Origin of the sequence: Isoptericola dokdonensis DS-3 (genome assembly GCF_001636295.1) — a bacterium.
Classification (GTDB): domain Bacteria; phylum Actinomycetota; class Actinomycetes; order Actinomycetales; family Cellulomonadaceae; genus Isoptericola; species Isoptericola dokdonensis.
This window is the reverse complement of record NZ_CP014209.1, coordinates 3,523,694-3,539,277: the sequence shown is the minus strand read 5'-3', so window position 1 is coordinate 3,539,277 and position 15,584 is coordinate 3,523,694. Positions and strand designations below refer to the sequence as shown.

General features: G+C 75.1%; 17 protein-coding genes. 10 read left to right on the top strand and 7 right to left on the bottom strand.

The genetic code is table 11. The features are described from left to right. The first annotated feature begins 97 nt into the window (after positions 1-97). On the top strand, positions 98-1,690 hold the full coding sequence (locus I598_RS16165; protein WP_068204165.1) for a Na+/H+ antiporter: 1,593 nt from the start codon (positions 98-100) through the stop codon (positions 1,688-1,690). Positions 1,691-1,694: 4 nt separating this feature from the next. Here I598_RS16165 and I598_RS16160 read toward each other — a convergent pair whose 3' ends face one another. Then, positions 1,695-3,266, bottom strand: coding sequence for a class I SAM-dependent methyltransferase (locus I598_RS16160; protein WP_068204163.1), 1,572 nt, complete (start codon positions 3,264-3,266; stop codon positions 1,695-1,697). 190 nt (positions 3,267-3,456) lie between these two features. Between I598_RS16160 and msrA the strand changes: the two genes are divergently transcribed. Then, the gene (gene msrA / locus I598_RS16155) at positions 3,457-4,119 is read left to right on the top strand and encodes a peptide-methionine (S)-S-oxide reductase MsrA (protein ID WP_068204162.1); all 663 of its coding nucleotides are present in this window, start codon (positions 3,457-3,459) and stop codon (positions 4,117-4,119) included. Between the two features lie 163 nt (positions 4,120-4,282). On the opposite strand, the gene I598_RS16150 is transcribed toward msrA, so the two are convergent. Next, positions 4,283-4,927, bottom strand: coding sequence for an NAD(P)-dependent oxidoreductase (locus tag I598_RS16150; RefSeq protein ID WP_068204161.1), 645 nt, complete (start codon positions 4,925-4,927; stop codon positions 4,283-4,285). Between the two features lie 99 nt (positions 4,928-5,026). On the opposite strand from I598_RS16150, the gene I598_RS16145 reads away from it, so the two are divergent. From I598_RS16145 to I598_RS16135, 3 genes are all read left to right on the top strand, one after another. Beyond that, entirely contained in the window at positions 5,027-5,404 is a 378-nt protein-coding gene (locus I598_RS16145) for a winged helix-turn-helix transcriptional regulator (protein ID WP_068204160.1), read from the top strand. Between the two features lie 67 nt (positions 5,405-5,471). Next, positions 5,472-5,654, top strand: coding sequence for a hypothetical protein (locus tag I598_RS16140; RefSeq protein WP_068204159.1), 183 nt, complete (start codon positions 5,472-5,474; stop codon positions 5,652-5,654). A gap of 52 nt (positions 5,655-5,706) precedes the next feature. Continuing rightward, positions 5,707-7,239 (top strand): ATP-dependent DNA ligase, encoded by a 1,533-nt coding sequence (locus I598_RS16135; RefSeq protein WP_068204158.1) that lies wholly within the window; start codon positions 5,707-5,709, stop codon positions 7,237-7,239. Positions 7,240-7,254: 15 nt separating this feature from the next. Here the strand turns inward: I598_RS16135 and I598_RS16130 are convergent, their stop codons facing one another. Beyond that, positions 7,255-7,866, bottom strand: coding sequence for a TetR/AcrR family transcriptional regulator (locus I598_RS16130; RefSeq protein ID WP_198155712.1), 612 nt, complete (start codon positions 7,864-7,866; stop codon positions 7,255-7,257). A 143-nt stretch (positions 7,867-8,009) separates the two neighbouring features. Here I598_RS16130 and I598_RS16125 point away from each other — a divergent pair, with 143 nt between their 5' ends. Further along, positions 8,010-8,966 carry an ATP-binding cassette domain-containing protein gene (locus tag I598_RS16125; RefSeq protein WP_068204155.1) on the top strand — a complete coding sequence of 319 codons (957 nt, stop codon included), beginning with the start codon at positions 8,010-8,012 and terminating at the stop codon, positions 8,964-8,966. Between the two features lie 21 nt (positions 8,967-8,987). Next, on the top strand, positions 8,988-9,749 hold the full coding sequence (locus I598_RS16120) for an ABC transporter permease (RefSeq protein ID WP_068204153.1): 762 nt from the start codon (positions 8,988-8,990) through the stop codon (positions 9,747-9,749). Positions 9,750-9,837: 88 nt separating this feature from the next. Here the strand turns inward: I598_RS16120 and I598_RS16115 are convergent, their stop codons facing one another. Further along, positions 9,838-10,785 (bottom strand): LysR family substrate-binding domain-containing protein, encoded by a 948-nt coding sequence (locus I598_RS16115; protein WP_232314200.1) that lies wholly within the window; start codon positions 10,783-10,785, stop codon positions 9,838-9,840. A 52-nt stretch (positions 10,786-10,837) separates the two neighbouring features. Between I598_RS16115 and I598_RS16110 the strand changes: the two genes are divergently transcribed. Then, positions 10,838-11,221: a DUF5997 family protein gene (locus I598_RS16110; RefSeq protein ID WP_068205371.1), complete on the top strand. Its 384-nt coding sequence runs from the start codon at positions 10,838-10,840 to the stop codon at positions 11,219-11,221. Between the two features lie 121 nt (positions 11,222-11,342). On the opposite strand, the gene I598_RS16105 is transcribed toward I598_RS16110, so the two are convergent. Further along, a complete protein-coding gene (locus tag I598_RS16105; protein ID WP_068204150.1) occupies positions 11,343-11,660 on the bottom strand; it encodes an Rdx family protein in 318 nt (105 codons plus the stop codon). Positions 11,661-11,682: 22 nt separating this feature from the next. Here I598_RS16105 and I598_RS16100 point away from each other — a divergent pair, with 22 nt between their 5' ends. After that, a complete protein-coding gene (locus I598_RS16100) occupies positions 11,683-12,909 on the top strand; it encodes a class I SAM-dependent methyltransferase (RefSeq protein ID WP_232314199.1) in 1,227 nt (408 codons plus the stop codon). Positions 12,910-13,123: 214 nt separating this feature from the next. Here the strand turns inward: I598_RS16100 and I598_RS16095 are convergent, their stop codons facing one another. Then, positions 13,124-13,525 (bottom strand): FKBP-type peptidyl-prolyl cis-trans isomerase, encoded by a 402-nt coding sequence (locus I598_RS16095; RefSeq protein WP_068204148.1) that lies wholly within the window; start codon positions 13,523-13,525, stop codon positions 13,124-13,126. A gap of 58 nt (positions 13,526-13,583) precedes the next feature. After that, positions 13,584-14,522, bottom strand: a complete 939-nt coding sequence (locus tag I598_RS16090) for a LysR family transcriptional regulator (protein ID WP_068204146.1) — start codon at positions 14,520-14,522, stop codon at positions 13,584-13,586. A gap of 82 nt (positions 14,523-14,604) precedes the next feature. Here I598_RS16090 and I598_RS16085 point away from each other — a divergent pair, with 82 nt between their 5' ends. Further along, a complete protein-coding gene (locus I598_RS16085; RefSeq protein ID WP_068204142.1) occupies positions 14,605-15,582 on the top strand; it encodes a DMT family transporter in 978 nt (325 codons plus the stop codon). Positions 15,583-15,584: the final 2 nt, after the last annotated feature.

The window sequence follows — 15,584 nt, the reverse complement described above, 5'->3', positions numbered from 1 at the left end:
CGTCGTGCCCCCGGGCGCCAGCCCGCGCGCCCGGCCGCGGCGCGCGGCAGACTGGCGCCGACCAGCGGACAGGAACCCGCGGGACCAGGGAGGACGCATGTCGACGATCGCGCTGTGGGGGCTGATCGTCGCGGGGATCGTCGTCCTCACGCCGCTCGCCGACCGGGTGCGCGTGCCGCTGCCGGTGCTCCTCACGCTCTTCGGCATCGTCCTGCCCCTGCTGCCCGGCACCCCGGAGCTGCGGCTGGAGCCGGAGCTCGTCCTGCCGCTCGTGCTGCCACCCCTGCTGTTCGCGGCGACGCAGCGCGCCACCGTGCGGGAGTTCCGGGAGCAGGCGCGCCCCATCCTGCTCACCGCCGTCGGGCTGACGATCGCGTCGGCGGCGCTCGTCGCGGTGCTCGCGCACGCCGCCGGTGCGCCGTGGGCCGTCGCGTGGGTGCTCGGCGCGATCGTGTCGCCGCCCGACCCGGTCGCCGCGACCGCCGTCGCCCGGCGGCTGCGCCTGCCGGGCCGCGTCGTCACCGTCCTCGAGGGCGAGGGCATGTTCAACGACGCCACCGCCCTCGTGCTCTACCACGTGGCCGTCGCCGCGGTGGTCGCCGGGTCGGTGACGGTCGGCGAGGTCGGGCTCGACCTGGTCCTCGCCGTCGTCGTCGGGGTCGGGACGGGGCTCGTCGGCGGCTGGCTCGGCCACCGCGTCCTCGGCCGCCTGCACGTGCCCGCCGCCGAGACGACCGTCACGATCGCGCTGCCGTTCGCCGCCTACCTCGGGGCGGAGCAGCTGCACGGGTCCGGCGTGCTCGCGGTGCTCACCCTCGGCCTGGTGCTGCGGTCCGTGTCGCACGCGTCGGTCACGTCCGGCGGCTGGCTGCTCGGCCGTTCCGTCTGGGAGTACGCCGACTACCTCATCACCGGTCTCGTGTTCGTCCTCATCGGGTTCGAGCTGACCAGCGTGCTGGACGACAACCCCGTCGCGTCGTCCGCGCTGCCCCTCGCGATCGGCGTCGTCGTGGTGCTCGTCGTGCTCCGGTTCGTCTGGCTCTTCCCCGCCGTGTGGCTGCTGGAGCGGCAGCTCGCCGGCCGCGCCCGCGCCCAGGGCGTGCCCGCCGAGGTCGCCGGGATCGGCGCGTTCACGCGACGGGAGACGGTCGTCATGTCGTGGGCGGGCATGCGCGGCGTCGTCACCGTCGCGTCGGCGCTCGCCCTGCCGCACGTGATGTCCACGGGCGAGGACTTCCCCGAACGGTCGACCGTCGTCTTCGTCGGGCTCGTGGTGGTGCTGGCCACGCTCGTGCTCCAGGGGCTCACCCTCGCCCCCGTGGTGCGGTGGCTCGGCGTCGGCAGCACCGCCGACGAGGCGGCCGAGGTCGCCGTGCTGCGCGAGCAGGCCACCCGCGCCGCGCTGGACGCCGTCCGCGCCCGCGACGACGTCCCCCGCCCCGTCCGCGAGGCCGTCGCCCTGCAGTACGAGGGCTACCTCACGGCCCAGCTCGCGCTGTCCGAGGCACGCCGGGCCGGGGACGACGCCGAGGGCCGGTTCGGGCAGGAGGTCGATGCGCTGCTGCGCGACGCCGTCGAGGTCGAGCGCGACGTCGTCGTGCGGGCCCGCAACGACGGAGCGGTCTCCGCGCACGTCGCCGACGAGGTGCTCGCCGACGTCGAGGCCCGGGCCGTGCGCGACCTCGACTGACCCGTCAGAGCGGGCGCCGCGCCACGAACGTCACGTGCGTGTCCGGCCAGTCCACCGGGTCACCGGTCACCGCGTCGCGCAGCGCGGCCCCCACGGACAGCCGGTTCTCGACCAGCCACTCGTTGCGCCACGATCCGCTCACCGGCTCGACCTCGAACCCGACGCCCTCCAGCAGCGCCACCCAGTCGGGCCACGTCATGTCGCAGAACCGCTCGTGGCACTCGGACAGCCAGCTGTCGACGTAGTCGCGCGTGTAGACGAACTCGGCGGCGGCCCGCAGCGACAGCTCCGCGACGCCGTCGGCGACCCAGCGCACGTCGCACGCGCCGCCCGACAGCGCCGGGAAGTCCTGGGCGAACTGCACCAGCCGCTCCGCCGGGGACAGCGCGTCCACGTGCGCGGCGACGTCCGGCGTGGACCAGCCACCCAGGTCCGTCGGCTCGGCGCCCACGCCCGTGCCGTCCAGCGCGAGGTGCACCGGCCGGTCCCCTTCCACCGGCCCCAGGACGTCCGAGCACACCCACACGCCGCCCGGCGCGGTGTGCTCGAAGATCCGCCGGGCCAGCAGCTCCAGGTCGGCCCGGCCCGCGCCGTAGCTGGCGATCTCGTGCGTGAGGGCGACGGTGAACGTCGTGCTCACCGAGGCCGGCGGGAACACGGCCGAGCGCAGCAAGTTGCGCTGCGCGAAGAAGACGTTCGGGTTCGCGAACACGCCTTGCGCGCGACGGTGCTCCGCCTCCGCGACGAGGTGGCGCGACACGTCCACCCCGTACAGGTCGGACTCCGCGAGCCGCGGGTCGCGGGCCGCGCGCTCCAGCAGCCCGCCCGCGGCGCAGCCGAGGTCCACCACGCGGCCCGGCACGACGAAGGGGGCCACCAGGTCCCACTTGCGGTCCGAGGCGTCGTCGAAGGCCGCCGTGTAGGTGCGGTAGTCGCGCGTCGTGGTGAGGTCGCCCTCCGTGGAGACCGTCGGGTCGGCGTGGATCAGCGCGACCTGCTCCGCCAGCCGGTAGCGGTCGACGTACGCCACGGTCTCCGGGTGTGCGAGGTCGCGCCAGCGGTCGTCGCCGGCGGCCAGCAGCTCGAGCACGTCCCAGGGTCGCAGCGGCGCGGCGTCGGCGTCGTCCGGACGCGGCGCGTCCTCCACCGGGACGACGCGGAACCCCAGGTCGGCGTACATCGCGACGACGGCGGGGGTCGAGCACGCGACGACGGTGTCGTCCGGCGTCGCGGCGACCCCGGTCGACAGCTCGACGCTCGCCAGCACCGTGCGGGCGAAGCGCGGGCTCGGCGGCACGTCGGCCACCGGCGCGACCAGCGACGGCAGGCCCTCGACCGTCGCGACGCGCTCGATCATCGCCTCGCGGCGGTGCGCGGGCACCGGGTTGCGGCGGGTGCCGCTGTGCGTCGCCGACGTCACCGCCCAGACGACGCCGGCGTCCGGCGCGCACTCGACCGGGACGCCGTCCGCGTCGGCCACCTGCCCGGCGAGGAGCCGGTGCAGGTGCGCCGTCTGGAAGCGCGTCACCAGGTGGTGCCGGCCGGGGAACAGGACGTGTCGGACAGGAGCGGGCATGCGGGCAAGGATGCCACCCCCGGCATGGCGGCCCGCACGCTGTCCGCCCCCGCGACGGCGCCGTCGGCCGACGCTCGTGGCAGGGTGGACGGCGGGTGCGCCGCGAGCTCATCGGCGGGGAACAGCAGCCGCCGGTGCGGCGTTGCCGATCACGGGTGCCACGAGCACCCGTCAAAGGAGGAAAGCGATCATGTTCGAGAACCTGTTCGGCAGTGGCAAGACGACGATGGTCGCCCCGGAGCAGGCGCTCCCGGGCCGCCAGTCCCCCGTGCTGCCCGCGCCGCGCCCGCACACCGTGCTGGGCTCGTCGCTGACCGGCCCCTGGGCCCCCGGCACCCGGGTGCTGTACCTGGCGATGGGCTGTTTCTGGGGTGCCGAGGAGATCTTCTGGCAGGTCCCCGGGGTGGTGAGCACCGCCGTCGGCTACATGGGCGGCACGACGCCGAACCCCACCTACGAGGAGGTCTGCTCGGCGCGGACCGGGCACACCGAGACGGCGCTGGTCGCCTACGACCCGGCCGTCGTGTCCGAGGAGGAGCTGCTGCGGATCTTCTGGGAGCGGCACGACCCGACCCAGGGCTACCGCCAGGGCAACGACGTCGGCACGCAGTACCGCTCGGCGGTGTACTGGACGACGCCGGAGCAGGAGGAGGCCGTGAAGGCGACCGCCGCCCGCTACGGCGAGGTGCTGGCCGCGAAGGGCTACGACCCGATCACCACGGAGGCGGCGCCCGCCGTCGAGGCCGGGCCGTTCTTCTACGCCGAGGACTATCACCAGCAGTACCTGTCGGCGTCCAAGAACCCGCACGGCTACCGCTGCCACGCGACCACCGGGGTGCCGTACCCCGCGTGACGCCCGAGGGCGAGGAACCACGGCGTCGGGGCGACCGACGCCGCGGTACCTCGCCCTTCGTCGTGGTCATGCCTGAGGTACCGCGCCACCGCGACGGGCCACCGCGCGGTTCCTCCGCCGTCAGGACCCGACGCCGGAGGAACCGCGCCGTCAGCGGGGTCGGTCAGGCCGCCACGGTGAAGCGGCGACGCCGGTGCGCCGGCCGGTCCAGCTCGTCGACGAGCGCGACGGCGAAGTCCGCGCCCGAGATGGCCGAGGTGCCGTCGTCGGCGGCGAGCAGGACGTCGCCGCCGGTGCGGTAGGTGCCGGTGCGCTCGCCCGGGGCGTAGGCGCCGAAGACGGCAGGCGGGCTGAGGTAGAACCAGTCCAGGCCCTCAGGGGCGGACCGCAGGTCCTCGAGGATCGCGGTGAACTCCAGCGCCTCGGCCTTGTACGCGTCCGGGAACTCCGGGCCGTCGACGAGCCGCGGTCCGTCGGGAGCGACCTGCAGCGAGCCGGCACCGCCGACGACGGCGAGGCGGACGTCACGCTCGGTCGCCAGCTCCGCGAGCCGCGCGTAGGCCGGGCGGACCTTGCCCTCCATGTCGCCGCGCGGCGACACGGTGGCGACGACGACGTCGGCGCCGTCGAGCGCGCGGGCCACGTCGGCGTCGTCGAGCACCGACCCGGTCGTGTAGCGGACGCCGTCGACCTGGTCGGTGGGAGCCGTCCGGCTCAGGGAGGTGACGTCGTGCCCGCGCCCTGCTGCCTCCCGGACGATGTGCTCCCCGGCGTACCCGGTCCCGCCGATCACCACGATGCGTGCCATGCGCTTCTCACTCTCTCGTCGACTGTCACTCTCTGATGGAGAGTGACTTACCGTCGGCTACCCTAGGCCTGCCCGAGCCCGACCGCAAGGAGGTGCCCCGTGACCCCGATCCCCTTCGACCCGTACCTCAAGGACTGCCCCAGCCGCAGCGTGCTGGACCGCGTCGCCGACCGCTGGACCGTGCTCGTCGTCGGCGCGCTCGCCGACGGGCCGCAGCGCTTCACCGCCCTGGCCCAGCGCGTGGGCGGCGTCTCCCAGAAGATGCTCACCCAGACCCTGCGCGGCCTGGAGCGCGACGGCCTCGTGAGGCGCACCGTGCACGCCGAGGTACCGCCGCGGGTCGAGTACGACCTCACCGACGCCGGCCGTGACGCCCTGGAACCCCTGCGCGCGCTCGAACGCTGGACCCTCGACCACTCCGCGGCCGTCCTCGCCGCGCGCGAGACCTACGACGCCGCGCACGCCCCCGCACTCTGAACCGTCGGCTGCCCGGTGGGCGAGACTCGCACCACGGCTCCACGACGGGAGCCACTACGTTGCGCCCATGAGCCTCGACATCCTCGCCATCGTCCTCGTGGTCACGACGGCCGTCCTGCTGTTCGCCGGGTACCGCCGACTCGCGTCCGGGACCACTCCCGGGACGGCCGCCGGGGGCGTGCTCCTCGCCACCGGGGTGATCGCAGGCTTCGCCGCCGTGCTCTCGGTCGCCGCCCTGCCCGTCTGGTAGCCGAGCGCGCTGTCGCCGGGCACGGCAGCCCCGCCGCCGTCAGGATGGTGGGGTGCTGCTCGCCGAGCTCGTCCGCACCCATGCCGCCGTCGCCGCGACGCGCTCCCGGCTGACCAAGCGGGCCGAGCTCGCCGCTGCGCTGCGCGCCGCCGGTGAGGTGGGCGACGGCGACGAGGTGGAGATCGTCGCGTCGTACCTGTCCGGGCGGCTGCGCCAGCGCCGTACCGGCGTGGGCTGGCGGTCGCTGGCGGACCTCCCGCCCGCGGCGACCGACCCCGTCCTCACACCTCGCGACGTCGACGACGCCCTGGAGGCGGTGTCCGCGCTGTCCGGGCCGGGTTCCGCGACGGCCCGGGCCACCGCGGTGGCGGACCTGTTCGGGCTGGCGACCACCGACGAGCAGCGGTTCCTGCGCGGGCTGGTCCTGGGTGAGCTGCGTCAGGGCGCCCTGGACTCCCTGCTGCTCGACGCCGTCGCGGACGCCGCGGGCGTGCCGGTCGCCCTGGTGCGCCGGGCGGCGATGTTCAGCGCCGACTCCGGACCGATCGCGCGGGCCGCCCTCACCGGCGGGGCCGCGGCCCTGGAGGCGTTCGGCCTGGAGGTCGGGCGACCGGTGCGGCCGATGCTCGCGTCGTCGGCGCCGGACGTCGCGGCGGCCGTGGAGAAGCTGGGCGGCGGGCAGGTCGTGGCGGACGTCAAGCTCGACGGCATCCGCGTCCAGGTGCACAAGCGCGACGACGACGTCCGGGTCCTGACGCGGTCCCTGGACGACATCACCGAGCGGCTGCCCGAGATCGTGGAGCTCACCCGGTCCCTCGACGTCGGTGCCGCGGTGCTCGACGGCGAGGCCCTCGCGCTGGACGAGGCCGGACGGCCGCGCCCGTTCCAGGAGACGGCGTCTCGGGCGGGCACCCACGATGTCGCTGAGGTGGCGGCCACCGTGCCGCTGACCGTCCGGTTCTTCGACGTGCTGCACGCCGACGGCGTCGACCTCATCGACGCGCCCACCCGCGAGCGTCTCGACGTCCTGGACCGGGTCGTGCCGCCCGACGCGCGCGTGCCTCGGCTGGTCACCGACGACGTGGACGCGGTGACGCGGTTCTTCACCGGCGCCGTCGCGGACGGCTACGAGGGGCTGGTCGTCAAGGACCTGGCCGCCGGGTACGCGGCGGGCCGCCGCGGCGCCGCCTGGGTGAAGGTGAAGCCGCGGCACACCCTCGACCTCGTGGTGCTCGCCGTCGAGCGGGGCTCGGGGCGTCGCGAGGGCACGCTGTCGAACATCCACCTCGGGGCTCGCGACGGCGACGGGTTCGTGCTGCTCGGCAAGACGTTCAAGGGGATGACCGACGAGATGCTCGCCTGGCAGACGCAGCGGTTCCGCGAGCTGGAGACCGCCGACGACGGCTGGGTCGTGAGCGTCCGCCCCGAGCAGGTCGTCGAGATCGCGTTCGACGGCGTGCAGCGCTCCACCCGCTACCCGGGCGGCGTCGCCCTGCGGTTCGCCCGCGTGCTGCGCTACCGCGACGACAAGCCCGCCGCCGAGGCGGACACCCTCGACGCCGTGCGCTCGCACCTGTCGCCGTAGCGTCGGCCGGCCCCGCTAGCGGGTCGGGGCGTGCGCGGCGTGCAGCTCGTGGGGGCCCACCTCGACGGGTTCGCCCTGGGCCCGGGCGAGCAGCGCCGGGTAGTCGGCGGCGATCCCCTGCAGGATCGTCTCGACGGCGGCCTCGATCTCGCGCGGCGTCGTCGGTGCGTGCCCGAACATCGCGCGGTAGCAGACGAACGAGGCCAGCAGGTCGACGGTGAGGCCGAGGTCGACGTCGAGCCGCAGGTCGCCGCGGTCGCGCGCCCGGGCCAGCGTGAGCCGGACGGCGTCGCGCGGCGGGTCGAAGAGCCGGGTCATGAACTCCTCGCGGAGGTCCTCGCCGTCCTGACCGTCGGCCAGGAGGGGCGCGAGCACACCGGGCGGCATCGCCTCGAAGGCGGTGACGAACAGCCCGAGGCACTCCGCGAGGTCGCACATCGTGCACGACGTGTCCGGGGGTTCGACGGCCTGCACCTGGTGCTCGAGTGCCGCGAGCACGAGCCGCTGCTTGGTGGGCCAGCGACGGTACAGGGCCGGCTTGGAGGTGCCCGCCGCCCGGGCGACGGCGACCAGGGAGAGGCCGCCGTAGCCGTCGGCGGCCAGGGCGTCGAGGGCTGCGGTCAGCACCGCCGCGTCGATGGTCTCGTCACGCGGTCTGCCGGTGCGCGAGGGCTCTCCTGCTCCACCTGTTGACATGGGGATAGCCTACGCTTTAGTTTCGTTACGTCGCGTAATGGAAGTCACGCTCATGGAGCTCGAGGAGGCTCGTCGTGATCCACACCGAAGCCCTGACCCGGACGTTCGCCACCCCGGACGGACCCGTCCACGCCGTCCGTGGCGTCGACCTCGACGTCGCGGCGGGCGAGGCCGTCGCCCTGCTCGGCCCGAACGGCGCCGGCAAGAGCACCGTGCTCAATATGCTCACCACGCTGCTCGCACCCACCTCGGGGACGGCTCGCGTCGCCGGCCTCGACGTCGCCTCCCAGCCCGGCGCGATCCGTCGCGTCATCGGCGTCATCGGCCAGCACAACGGGTCGTTCGGCGGCCTGCGGGTCGCCGAGGAGCTCACGACCCACGCCCGGCTCTACGGCATCCGCCGCCGCGAGGCGGCGGAACGGGCGAAGCGCCTGATCGACGAGCTCGACCTCGTCGGGCTCGGCCGCCGCGACGTCGCCGCCCTGTCGGGCGGCCAGCGCCGACGCCTCGACCTCGCGATGGGACTCGTGCACGACCCGGACCTGGTGTTCCTCGACGAACCGTCCACCGGACTGGACCCGCAGAGCCGCGCCAACCTGTGGGACCACATCGCCCGCAGACGACGCGAGCACGGCACCACCGTCCTGCTCACCACGCACTACCTCGACGAGGCCGACGCCGCGGCCGACCGCGTCCTCATCATCGACCACGGCCAGATCATCGCGGACGGCACACCCGACCAGCTCAAGGCCAAGGTCTCGGGCGACCTCGTGGCCGTCGACCTCGGCGACCCCGCCGACGTGCCGGTCGCGGCCGCCCTCGCCGCACGGCTCCCCGGAGCGCACCAGGTCGCCACGGCCGGGACCGGCCTGACCTTTCGCATCCCCGACGGCGACGCGGTCACCCCCGAGGTGGTCCGTGCCCTCGACGCCGCCGACGTCCGCCTCGTCGGCACCCGCGTCCGCCGGCCCAGCCTCGACGACGTCTTCCTCACCCTCACCGGCCGCAGCCTGCGCGACGACGCCGCGTAGGCCCGATCCTCGGAGACGACCATGACGATCCTCACCGACACCGTCACGCACCTCGAGCGCGACGCCCGCGCCAAGTTGCGCACCCCCTGGCCGTACGTCGAGTCGCTCGCCGACCCCCTGCTCCTGCTGCTCCTGTTCGCGCCGCTCGCGGCCGCGGTCGGAGCCGCCCCGGACGCGGCGTCCGGGTCGACCATGCAGTGGTTCGCCCCCGGCATCCTCGTCATCATGGCGTTCGGCACCTGCGCGTTCATCGGCTCCGGCCTCCAGGAGGAACGCGCGTCCGGCGCACTGGAACGGATCGCCGCCACCCCGACCAGCCGGTCGGCGATCCTGGCCGGACGAGCGTTGCGGGCGGCACTGACCGTCGCCGTGCAGGGCCTCGTCATCGTCGCCGTGACGACCCCGCTCGGCCTGAGCTTCTCCGTCGTCGGCGCGCTCGTCGCCGCCGTCGTCCTCACCGCGCTCGCCGTGGGGATCGCGTTCCTGTCGCTCGCCGCGGGCGTCGCGCTGGGCAGCGCCTACGCCTTCTGGGGCGTGCTGACCCTCGCCTATACGCCGCTCATCGTCACCTCCGGCGCCCTGCTCCCCGTGCAGGTCGCCCCGGACTGGCTCTACGCACTGTCGAGGGCGAACCCGATGGCGCACGCCGTGGACGCCCTGCGGGCGCTCTTCGCCGGCAACCTCGCCGACCCCAGCATCGTCGTCGCGCTCGCGACGGCGGCCGCCATGATCGTCGCCGGCGCCGCCCTCGGCAACCACGCCCTGCGCCACCTGCGCGCCTGAGCGCCCGCACAGCGACCGTGAGCACGACCGTCTCCGTCCGTCCCTCCTGACGCCCTGCTCGAGGACGGACGGAGACGGTCGTGCGCGGTCAGCGTCGCCCGCGCCCCCCGGACCGTCCGCCCTGGGCGCCCTTCCCGCCGGGGGCACCCTTGCCCCGCGGGCCGCCGCGGCCGCTCTGACCGCCCCGGGCCGCGCCGCCCTTGCCACCAGCACTCTTGCCCGACCGGCCCTGTCCGGTGGGCTCCGCACCGCCCTTGCGGCGCCCGCGCGACTTCTTGCCCGTGGACTCCTCCGGCACCGCGGCCCGGCGCCCGCGCGAGCTGTTCGCCGTGCGCCCGCGCACGATCCCGACCAGCTCCTCGACCAGGTCGTCGTCACGGTCCCGCAGCCACACGAGCCCCACCGGCGCGAGCGGGGCGTCGTCCAGCAGCCGGTGCACCACGTCCTTGCGGTGGTGCAGCCGCGCCAGCGACATCGGCACCACGGTCACGCCGGACCCGTTGGCCGTCCAGGCCACCGCCTCCGCGGTGGTCGACGGCGCCGGCGTGACGAGCGTGCCCGACCCGTCGTCGTAGGCCTCCGGCGCACGCCCCGGGCGCGGCTCGTCGCCGCCGAACAGGACGTCGTCGGCCGCCACCCACAGGACGTCGTCGGCAAGATCCGACACCGCGACGTGCTCGTCCTCCTCGGTGGCGGCGAGCAGGTGGTCCTTCGACACGACGACGACCGGCACCTCCTCGTACAGCCGGATCGCGTGGAACTCGTCGGTGTCCACCGGCAGGCGTCCGAGCGCGGCGTCGACGTCCCCGGCCCGCAACGCACCCTCGACGTCCGCGGCCTCCACCTGCACCAGCTCGAGGTGGACGTCGGGCAGCCGGTCCCGCCACGTGCGCGCCCACCGGCCGGGGGTCGCGCCGGGCACGTAGCCCCAGCGGAACCGCGGACGGTCGTCGTCCGGCTCGACGGGCAGGTCGAGGTCGGAGTCGTCGCCCGGGGTCCGGTCGGGCGTGCCGTCGGGCACCGTGTCGTCGCTCACGCGACCAGGCTACGTGTCGGCGGGACGGGCCCGCCCCGTCTACCCTGGGCCCATGGCCGGAACCCCCTACTCCCAGCAGGTGCTCAAGCCGACGAACGCGGCGAAGCGGCTCGGCGTGTACCTGCCCGCCACTCCCCCGGAGTTCCAGGACAAGGGCATCACGCGCGCCGAGCTCGAGAAGCTCGAGGAGAACCCGCCGCAGTGGCTGTCCGACCTGCGCCGCAACGGTCCGCACCCGCGTTCCGTGGTCGCAGGCCGTCTCGGCATCTCCATCGCAGGCCTCGCGCGCGGAGGCGTCACCGACCCGCTGACCACCGAGCAGATCGACGAGCTCCGCGACGAGCCGCCGGCCTGGCTGGTGCAGGAGCGGGCGACCGCCGCGAAGGTCCGTGCCGAGGAGGACCGGATCGCCGCGGAGCGCAAGCCCCGCGACTGACCTCGCCGCTCAGCTCGTCGTCGGGTCCGGGAGGTCCCGACGCGAGAGCAGAGGGAGCGCAGCGACCGATTCATTCGAGCGGCGGGACCTCCCGGACCCGACGGCGAGCCACAAGCGGGGATCAGCCTCCGACGCGGTCCGTGTGCCCCAGGGCGAGGTCGGGAGCGACGACGTCCCGCACGGCCTTCTTGAGCGGCGGGATCTCCGGGAACCCGCCCTGCTCCTTGCGGTCCCACAGCAGCACGGGCTCGGCTCCGGGCGCGGAGACGAGCTCCACGCGGAACACCCCACCCGTGCCGGGGACGAGCGCGACCTCGCCGAGCCGGGTGCGGAACGTCTGCAAGAGCTCCTGCGCGACCCAGGCGGCCCGCATCAGCCAGCGGCACTGCGTGCAGTAGGTGATGGTCACGCGGGCGTCCGACGACGTGGCTTCGTCCATGCGCCCAGACTACGGTCGTGCCGTGACCTCTGATCCCGCCCTCCCGCCGCACCTCACGACGCTGCTCGACGCGCTCGTGCCCTGGCCCGACGACGGTCTGCGCGCGGACGGGCCGGTGGCCGTGGACGCCACGGACCGGCTGCTGCTGGCCCACGCCGCCGAGCAGGTGGCGGGCACCGCGCCCGGGGACGTCCTGGTGCTGGGCGACCGGTTCGGCGCGCTGACGCTGGGGGTGCTCGCCCTGGGCGCGCCGGACGTCCGGGTGCACACCGACGCGGTGACCGCGGAGGCCGCCGTCCTGCACAACCTCGACGAGACGGCGGCGCTCGTCGCCGTCGGCCGGGCCGAGCACCTGTACCCCGTGCTGGGGCGGGACGTCCTGGACGGGGCGCGGGTCGTGCTGCTGCAGCTCCCGAAGTCGCTCGCCGAGCTCACCGAGATCGCCGAGTCGGTCGCCCGCTATGCCGCCGACGACGTGGTGCTGCTCGCGGGCGGGCGCGTCAAGCACATGTCGCGCGCGATGAACGACGTGCTCGCCGACCGGTTCGAGCGGTTCCACGTCTCGCTGGCCCGCGGGAAGTCGCGGCTGCTCGTCGCCGCCGGGGTGCGCCCGGAGGCCCGCGAGGCCGCCCCGCTGTACCCGGCGCGGGAACGCGTGACGGACGCCGAGCTGCTGGCCGCCGCCACCCCCACGGCGGGCGGGGCGGCGCCGACGCACCTCGACGTCGTCGCGCACGGCGGCACGTTCGCGGGCGCCACGCTGGACCACGGCACCCGGTTCCTGCTCAGCACCGCAGGCCGCTGGCCCGCCGCCGCCCGCGTGCACGACGCCGTCGACCTGGGCTGCGGGTCGGGGCTGGTCTCCGTCGTGCTGGCGCGCCGCTACCCGGACGCCCGCGTGGTCGCGACGGACCGGTCGGCGGCAGCCGTCGCCTCGACGGTGGCGACGGCGGGGGCGAACGGCGTGCGGGTCACCGTCACGCGCGACGACGTCGGGGAGGACCTGCCGGACGCGAGCGCCGACGTCGTCGTCCTCAACCCGCCCTTCCACGACCGCGCCGCGCTGAGCACGGACGCCGCGCACCGCATGTTCGCCACGGCGGGCCGCGTCCTGCGCCCGGGCGGCGAGCTGTGGTGCGTCTACAACACGTCGCTGCGCTACCGCGGCTCCCTGAACCGCGCCGTCGGCCCCACGGAGCACGTGGCGCAGGACCTCCGCTTCACCGTCACCCGCTCCCGCAAGGTCTGACCGGGCGGCCCCGCTCGCCGTCGTGGTCGCAGTGCCAGGCCTTGTGCGACCGAGCCGACGGCAGGGCACGTCGCGGACCACGGCAGGCGAGCCTGGGAACGACGGCGGGGCAGGTCGTCCTGCGCCCGGTCGTCATCCCCGAAGTGGAGGGCCCCCTGGGGCCCGTGAACGCGACCGGGCGCAGGACGACCTGCCCCGCCGATACCCGGAAAGGTCAGTGCACGTCGACGACGTCGACGACGAACACGAGGGTGGCACCGCCGGGGATGCCGGCCTGCGGGACGCCGCGCTGGCCGTAGCCGTGCTCGGCGGGGATGGACAGCAGGACGCGGTCGCCGACGTTGCGGCCGACGAGGCCCTTGTCCCAGCCGCCGATGACGGCGCCGACACCGATCGGGAAGTCGATGGTCTGGCCGCGGTCGTAGGAGTTGTCGAAGATGTCGCCGCCCCACGTCTGGCCGAGGTAGTTGACGACGATGGTGCGGCCGGCGTCGACGACGGGGCCGGTGCCCTCGGTGAGGACCTGCACCTGGAGGCCGGCGGGCGCCTCGGGGGTGGGGAACGTCAGCACGGGCTTGTCGCCGAAGGAGCCGGTGGCGGTGGGGAGCGTGGTCACGGTGTACCTCACGGGGTCGGGGGGCCGCCGGTGACCCGGCGGCAGTGCGCCGTCCAGCCTACGCGGGGACGGGGGCGGGCACCGGGTCGGGGGACGTGATCTCGCCGGCAGCGGAACGGCCCTGGGCGACGAGCTCGGCGACGGCGGCGCGCACGGGCGGGCTGCTCGCGAGCCCGTCGCGCACGAGCGCGTAGAGGGACCGGACGGGCGTGGGGCGGACGACGGGGACGGCGACGACGCCGGGCGGCAGGTGGGCGGCGCCGAGGCGCGGCATGACGGTGATGCCGATGCCGGCGCCGACGAACGCGACGGCCGTCGGGTAGTCGTGGGCCTCGACGTGGAACGCGGGCCGGAACCCGGCGGCGTGGCAGGCCTCGAGGAGGTTGCGGCGGCACCAGCCGCGCGCGAAGTCGTTGTCGATCCACCGTTCGGTGCGGAGCTCGGCCAGCTCGATCTCGGCGCGGGTGGCGAACGGGTGGCCGATGGGGAGCACGGCGACGTACGGGTCGTCGAGGAGGTGGTGGGCGGTGAAGCCGCGCCCGGGGTCGTAGCCGTCGTAGGCGACGACGACCTGGAGGTCGGGGCGGTCCTCGACGCGGTCGGCGATGTGCTCGCTGAGCTCGAGGTCGAGGCGGACGCCGGGGAACTCGGTGGTGAGGCGGTGCACGACGCGCGGCATCCAGGCGGCGCCGACGGACGCGAAGTAGGCGACGGACAGGGTGCCGGTGCGTCCGGCGCGCAGGTCGGCGACGACGGTCTCGGCCTCGCCGAGGCGGGCGAGGACGCGGTCGGCCTGGGCGGCGAGGGCGAGCCCGGCGGCGGTGGGGCGGACGCCGCGGCCGGAGCGTTCGAGCAGGGTCAGGCCGGTCTCCCGGGACAGCGCGGTGACGTGCTGGCTGACCGCGGAGGGCGTGTAGCCGAGGTTCTCGGCGGCGCCGGCGACCGATCCGCTGGCGACGACGGAGCGGAAGATGCGGAGGCGGTGGACGTCGAGCACCCTTCGACTGTACAGCGCTGCTGAACGATGCGGTAGATACCTGGACTGGTGCTGAAGTGTCGTGCGGGGCGAGGATCGACCCATGACCACCTCAGGCAGCTCGTTGCGCACCGTCCTCGCCATGACCGTCACCGTCGTGCTGTGGGCGTCGGCGTTCGTGGGGATCCGCGCGGTCGGGCACGAGGTCGGCCCCGGCGCGCTCACCCTCGGCCGCATCGCCGTCGGCTCCGTGGCGCTCACCGTGCTGCTGGGCGTCGCGACGCTGCGCCGCCGCGCCACGCACGGCCCGCACCCGGAACCGACGCACCCGTTCCCCCGCGGCCGCCTGCTCGCCGCCGTCGCCGTGTGGGGCGTCGCCTGGTTCGGTCTGTACAACCTGGTGCTGAACGCCGCCGAGCAGCACCTCGACGCCGGGACCACCGCCCTGCTCGTCAACATCGCGCCGATGCTGGTGGCGGTGCTCGCCGGCACCCTCCTCGGCGAGGGGTTCCCCCGCCGGCTCGTCACCGGGATGGCCGTCGCCCTCGCCGGGGTCGTCGTCATCGCCGTGTCCACGTCGTCGGGCCGGTTCGACGTCGTCGGCGTCCTGCTCGGGCTCGGCGCCGCCGTCCTCTACGCGGGCCCCGCCACCCTCCAGAAGCGACTGCTCCCCCACGTCGACGCGCTCACCATGACCTGGCTCGGCTGCCTCGCCGGGACGGTCGCCGCCCTGCCGTTCCTGCCCGCCCTCGTCGACGAGCTCGCCACCGTCGGGACGTCCGCCATGCTCGGCATCGTGTACCTCGGCGTCTTCCCCACCGCGGTCGCCTTCACCACCTGGGCGTACGTGCTGCAGCGGACCAGCGCGGGCCGCACCGCCGCCGCGACGTACGCCGTGCCGCCGCTGACGATCCTGCTGTCCTGGGCGCTGCTCGGCGAGGTCCCGCCCGTGGCGGCGCTCGCCGGCGGCGTGCTCGCCCTGGCCGGCGTCGCCGTGGCCACCCTCCCCCGGCGCCGTCACGGGACGGTGCTCGCCCCGGTCCCCGACGCCGCGGTGCCGGCGGTCGAGCGGGCGGCCTGACC

What these genes read in the sequence shown, in the direction of transcription:
- msrA (WP_068204162.1), top strand. Translation starts at nt 3,457, where the DNA reads ATGTTCGAGAACCTGTTCGGCAGTGGCAAGACGACGATGGTCGCCCCG.
- I598_RS16085 (WP_068204142.1), top strand. Translation starts at nt 14,605, where the DNA reads ATGACCACCTCAGGCAGCTCGTTGCGCACCGTCCTCGCCATGACCGTC.
- I598_RS16165 (WP_068204165.1), top strand. Translation starts at nt 98, where the DNA reads ATGTCGACGATCGCGCTGTGGGGGCTGATCGTCGCGGGGATCGTCGTC.
- I598_RS16110 (WP_068205371.1), top strand. Translation starts at nt 10,838, where the DNA reads ATGGCCGGAACCCCCTACTCCCAGCAGGTGCTCAAGCCGACGAACGCG.
- I598_RS16120 (WP_068204153.1), top strand. Translation starts at nt 8,988, where the DNA reads ATGACGATCCTCACCGACACCGTCACGCACCTCGAGCGCGACGCCCGC.
- I598_RS16150 (WP_068204161.1), bottom strand. Translation starts at nt 4,927, where the DNA reads ATGGCACGCATCGTGGTGATCGGCGGGACCGGGTACGCCGGGGAGCAC.
- I598_RS16140 (WP_068204159.1), top strand. Translation starts at nt 5,472, where the DNA reads ATGAGCCTCGACATCCTCGCCATCGTCCTCGTGGTCACGACGGCCGTC.
- I598_RS16105 (WP_068204150.1), bottom strand. Translation starts at nt 11,660, where the DNA reads ATGGACGAAGCCACGTCGTCGGACGCCCGCGTGACCATCACCTACTGC.
- I598_RS16160 (WP_068204163.1), bottom strand. Translation starts at nt 3,266, where the DNA reads ATGCCCGCTCCTGTCCGACACGTCCTGTTCCCCGGCCGGCACCACCTG.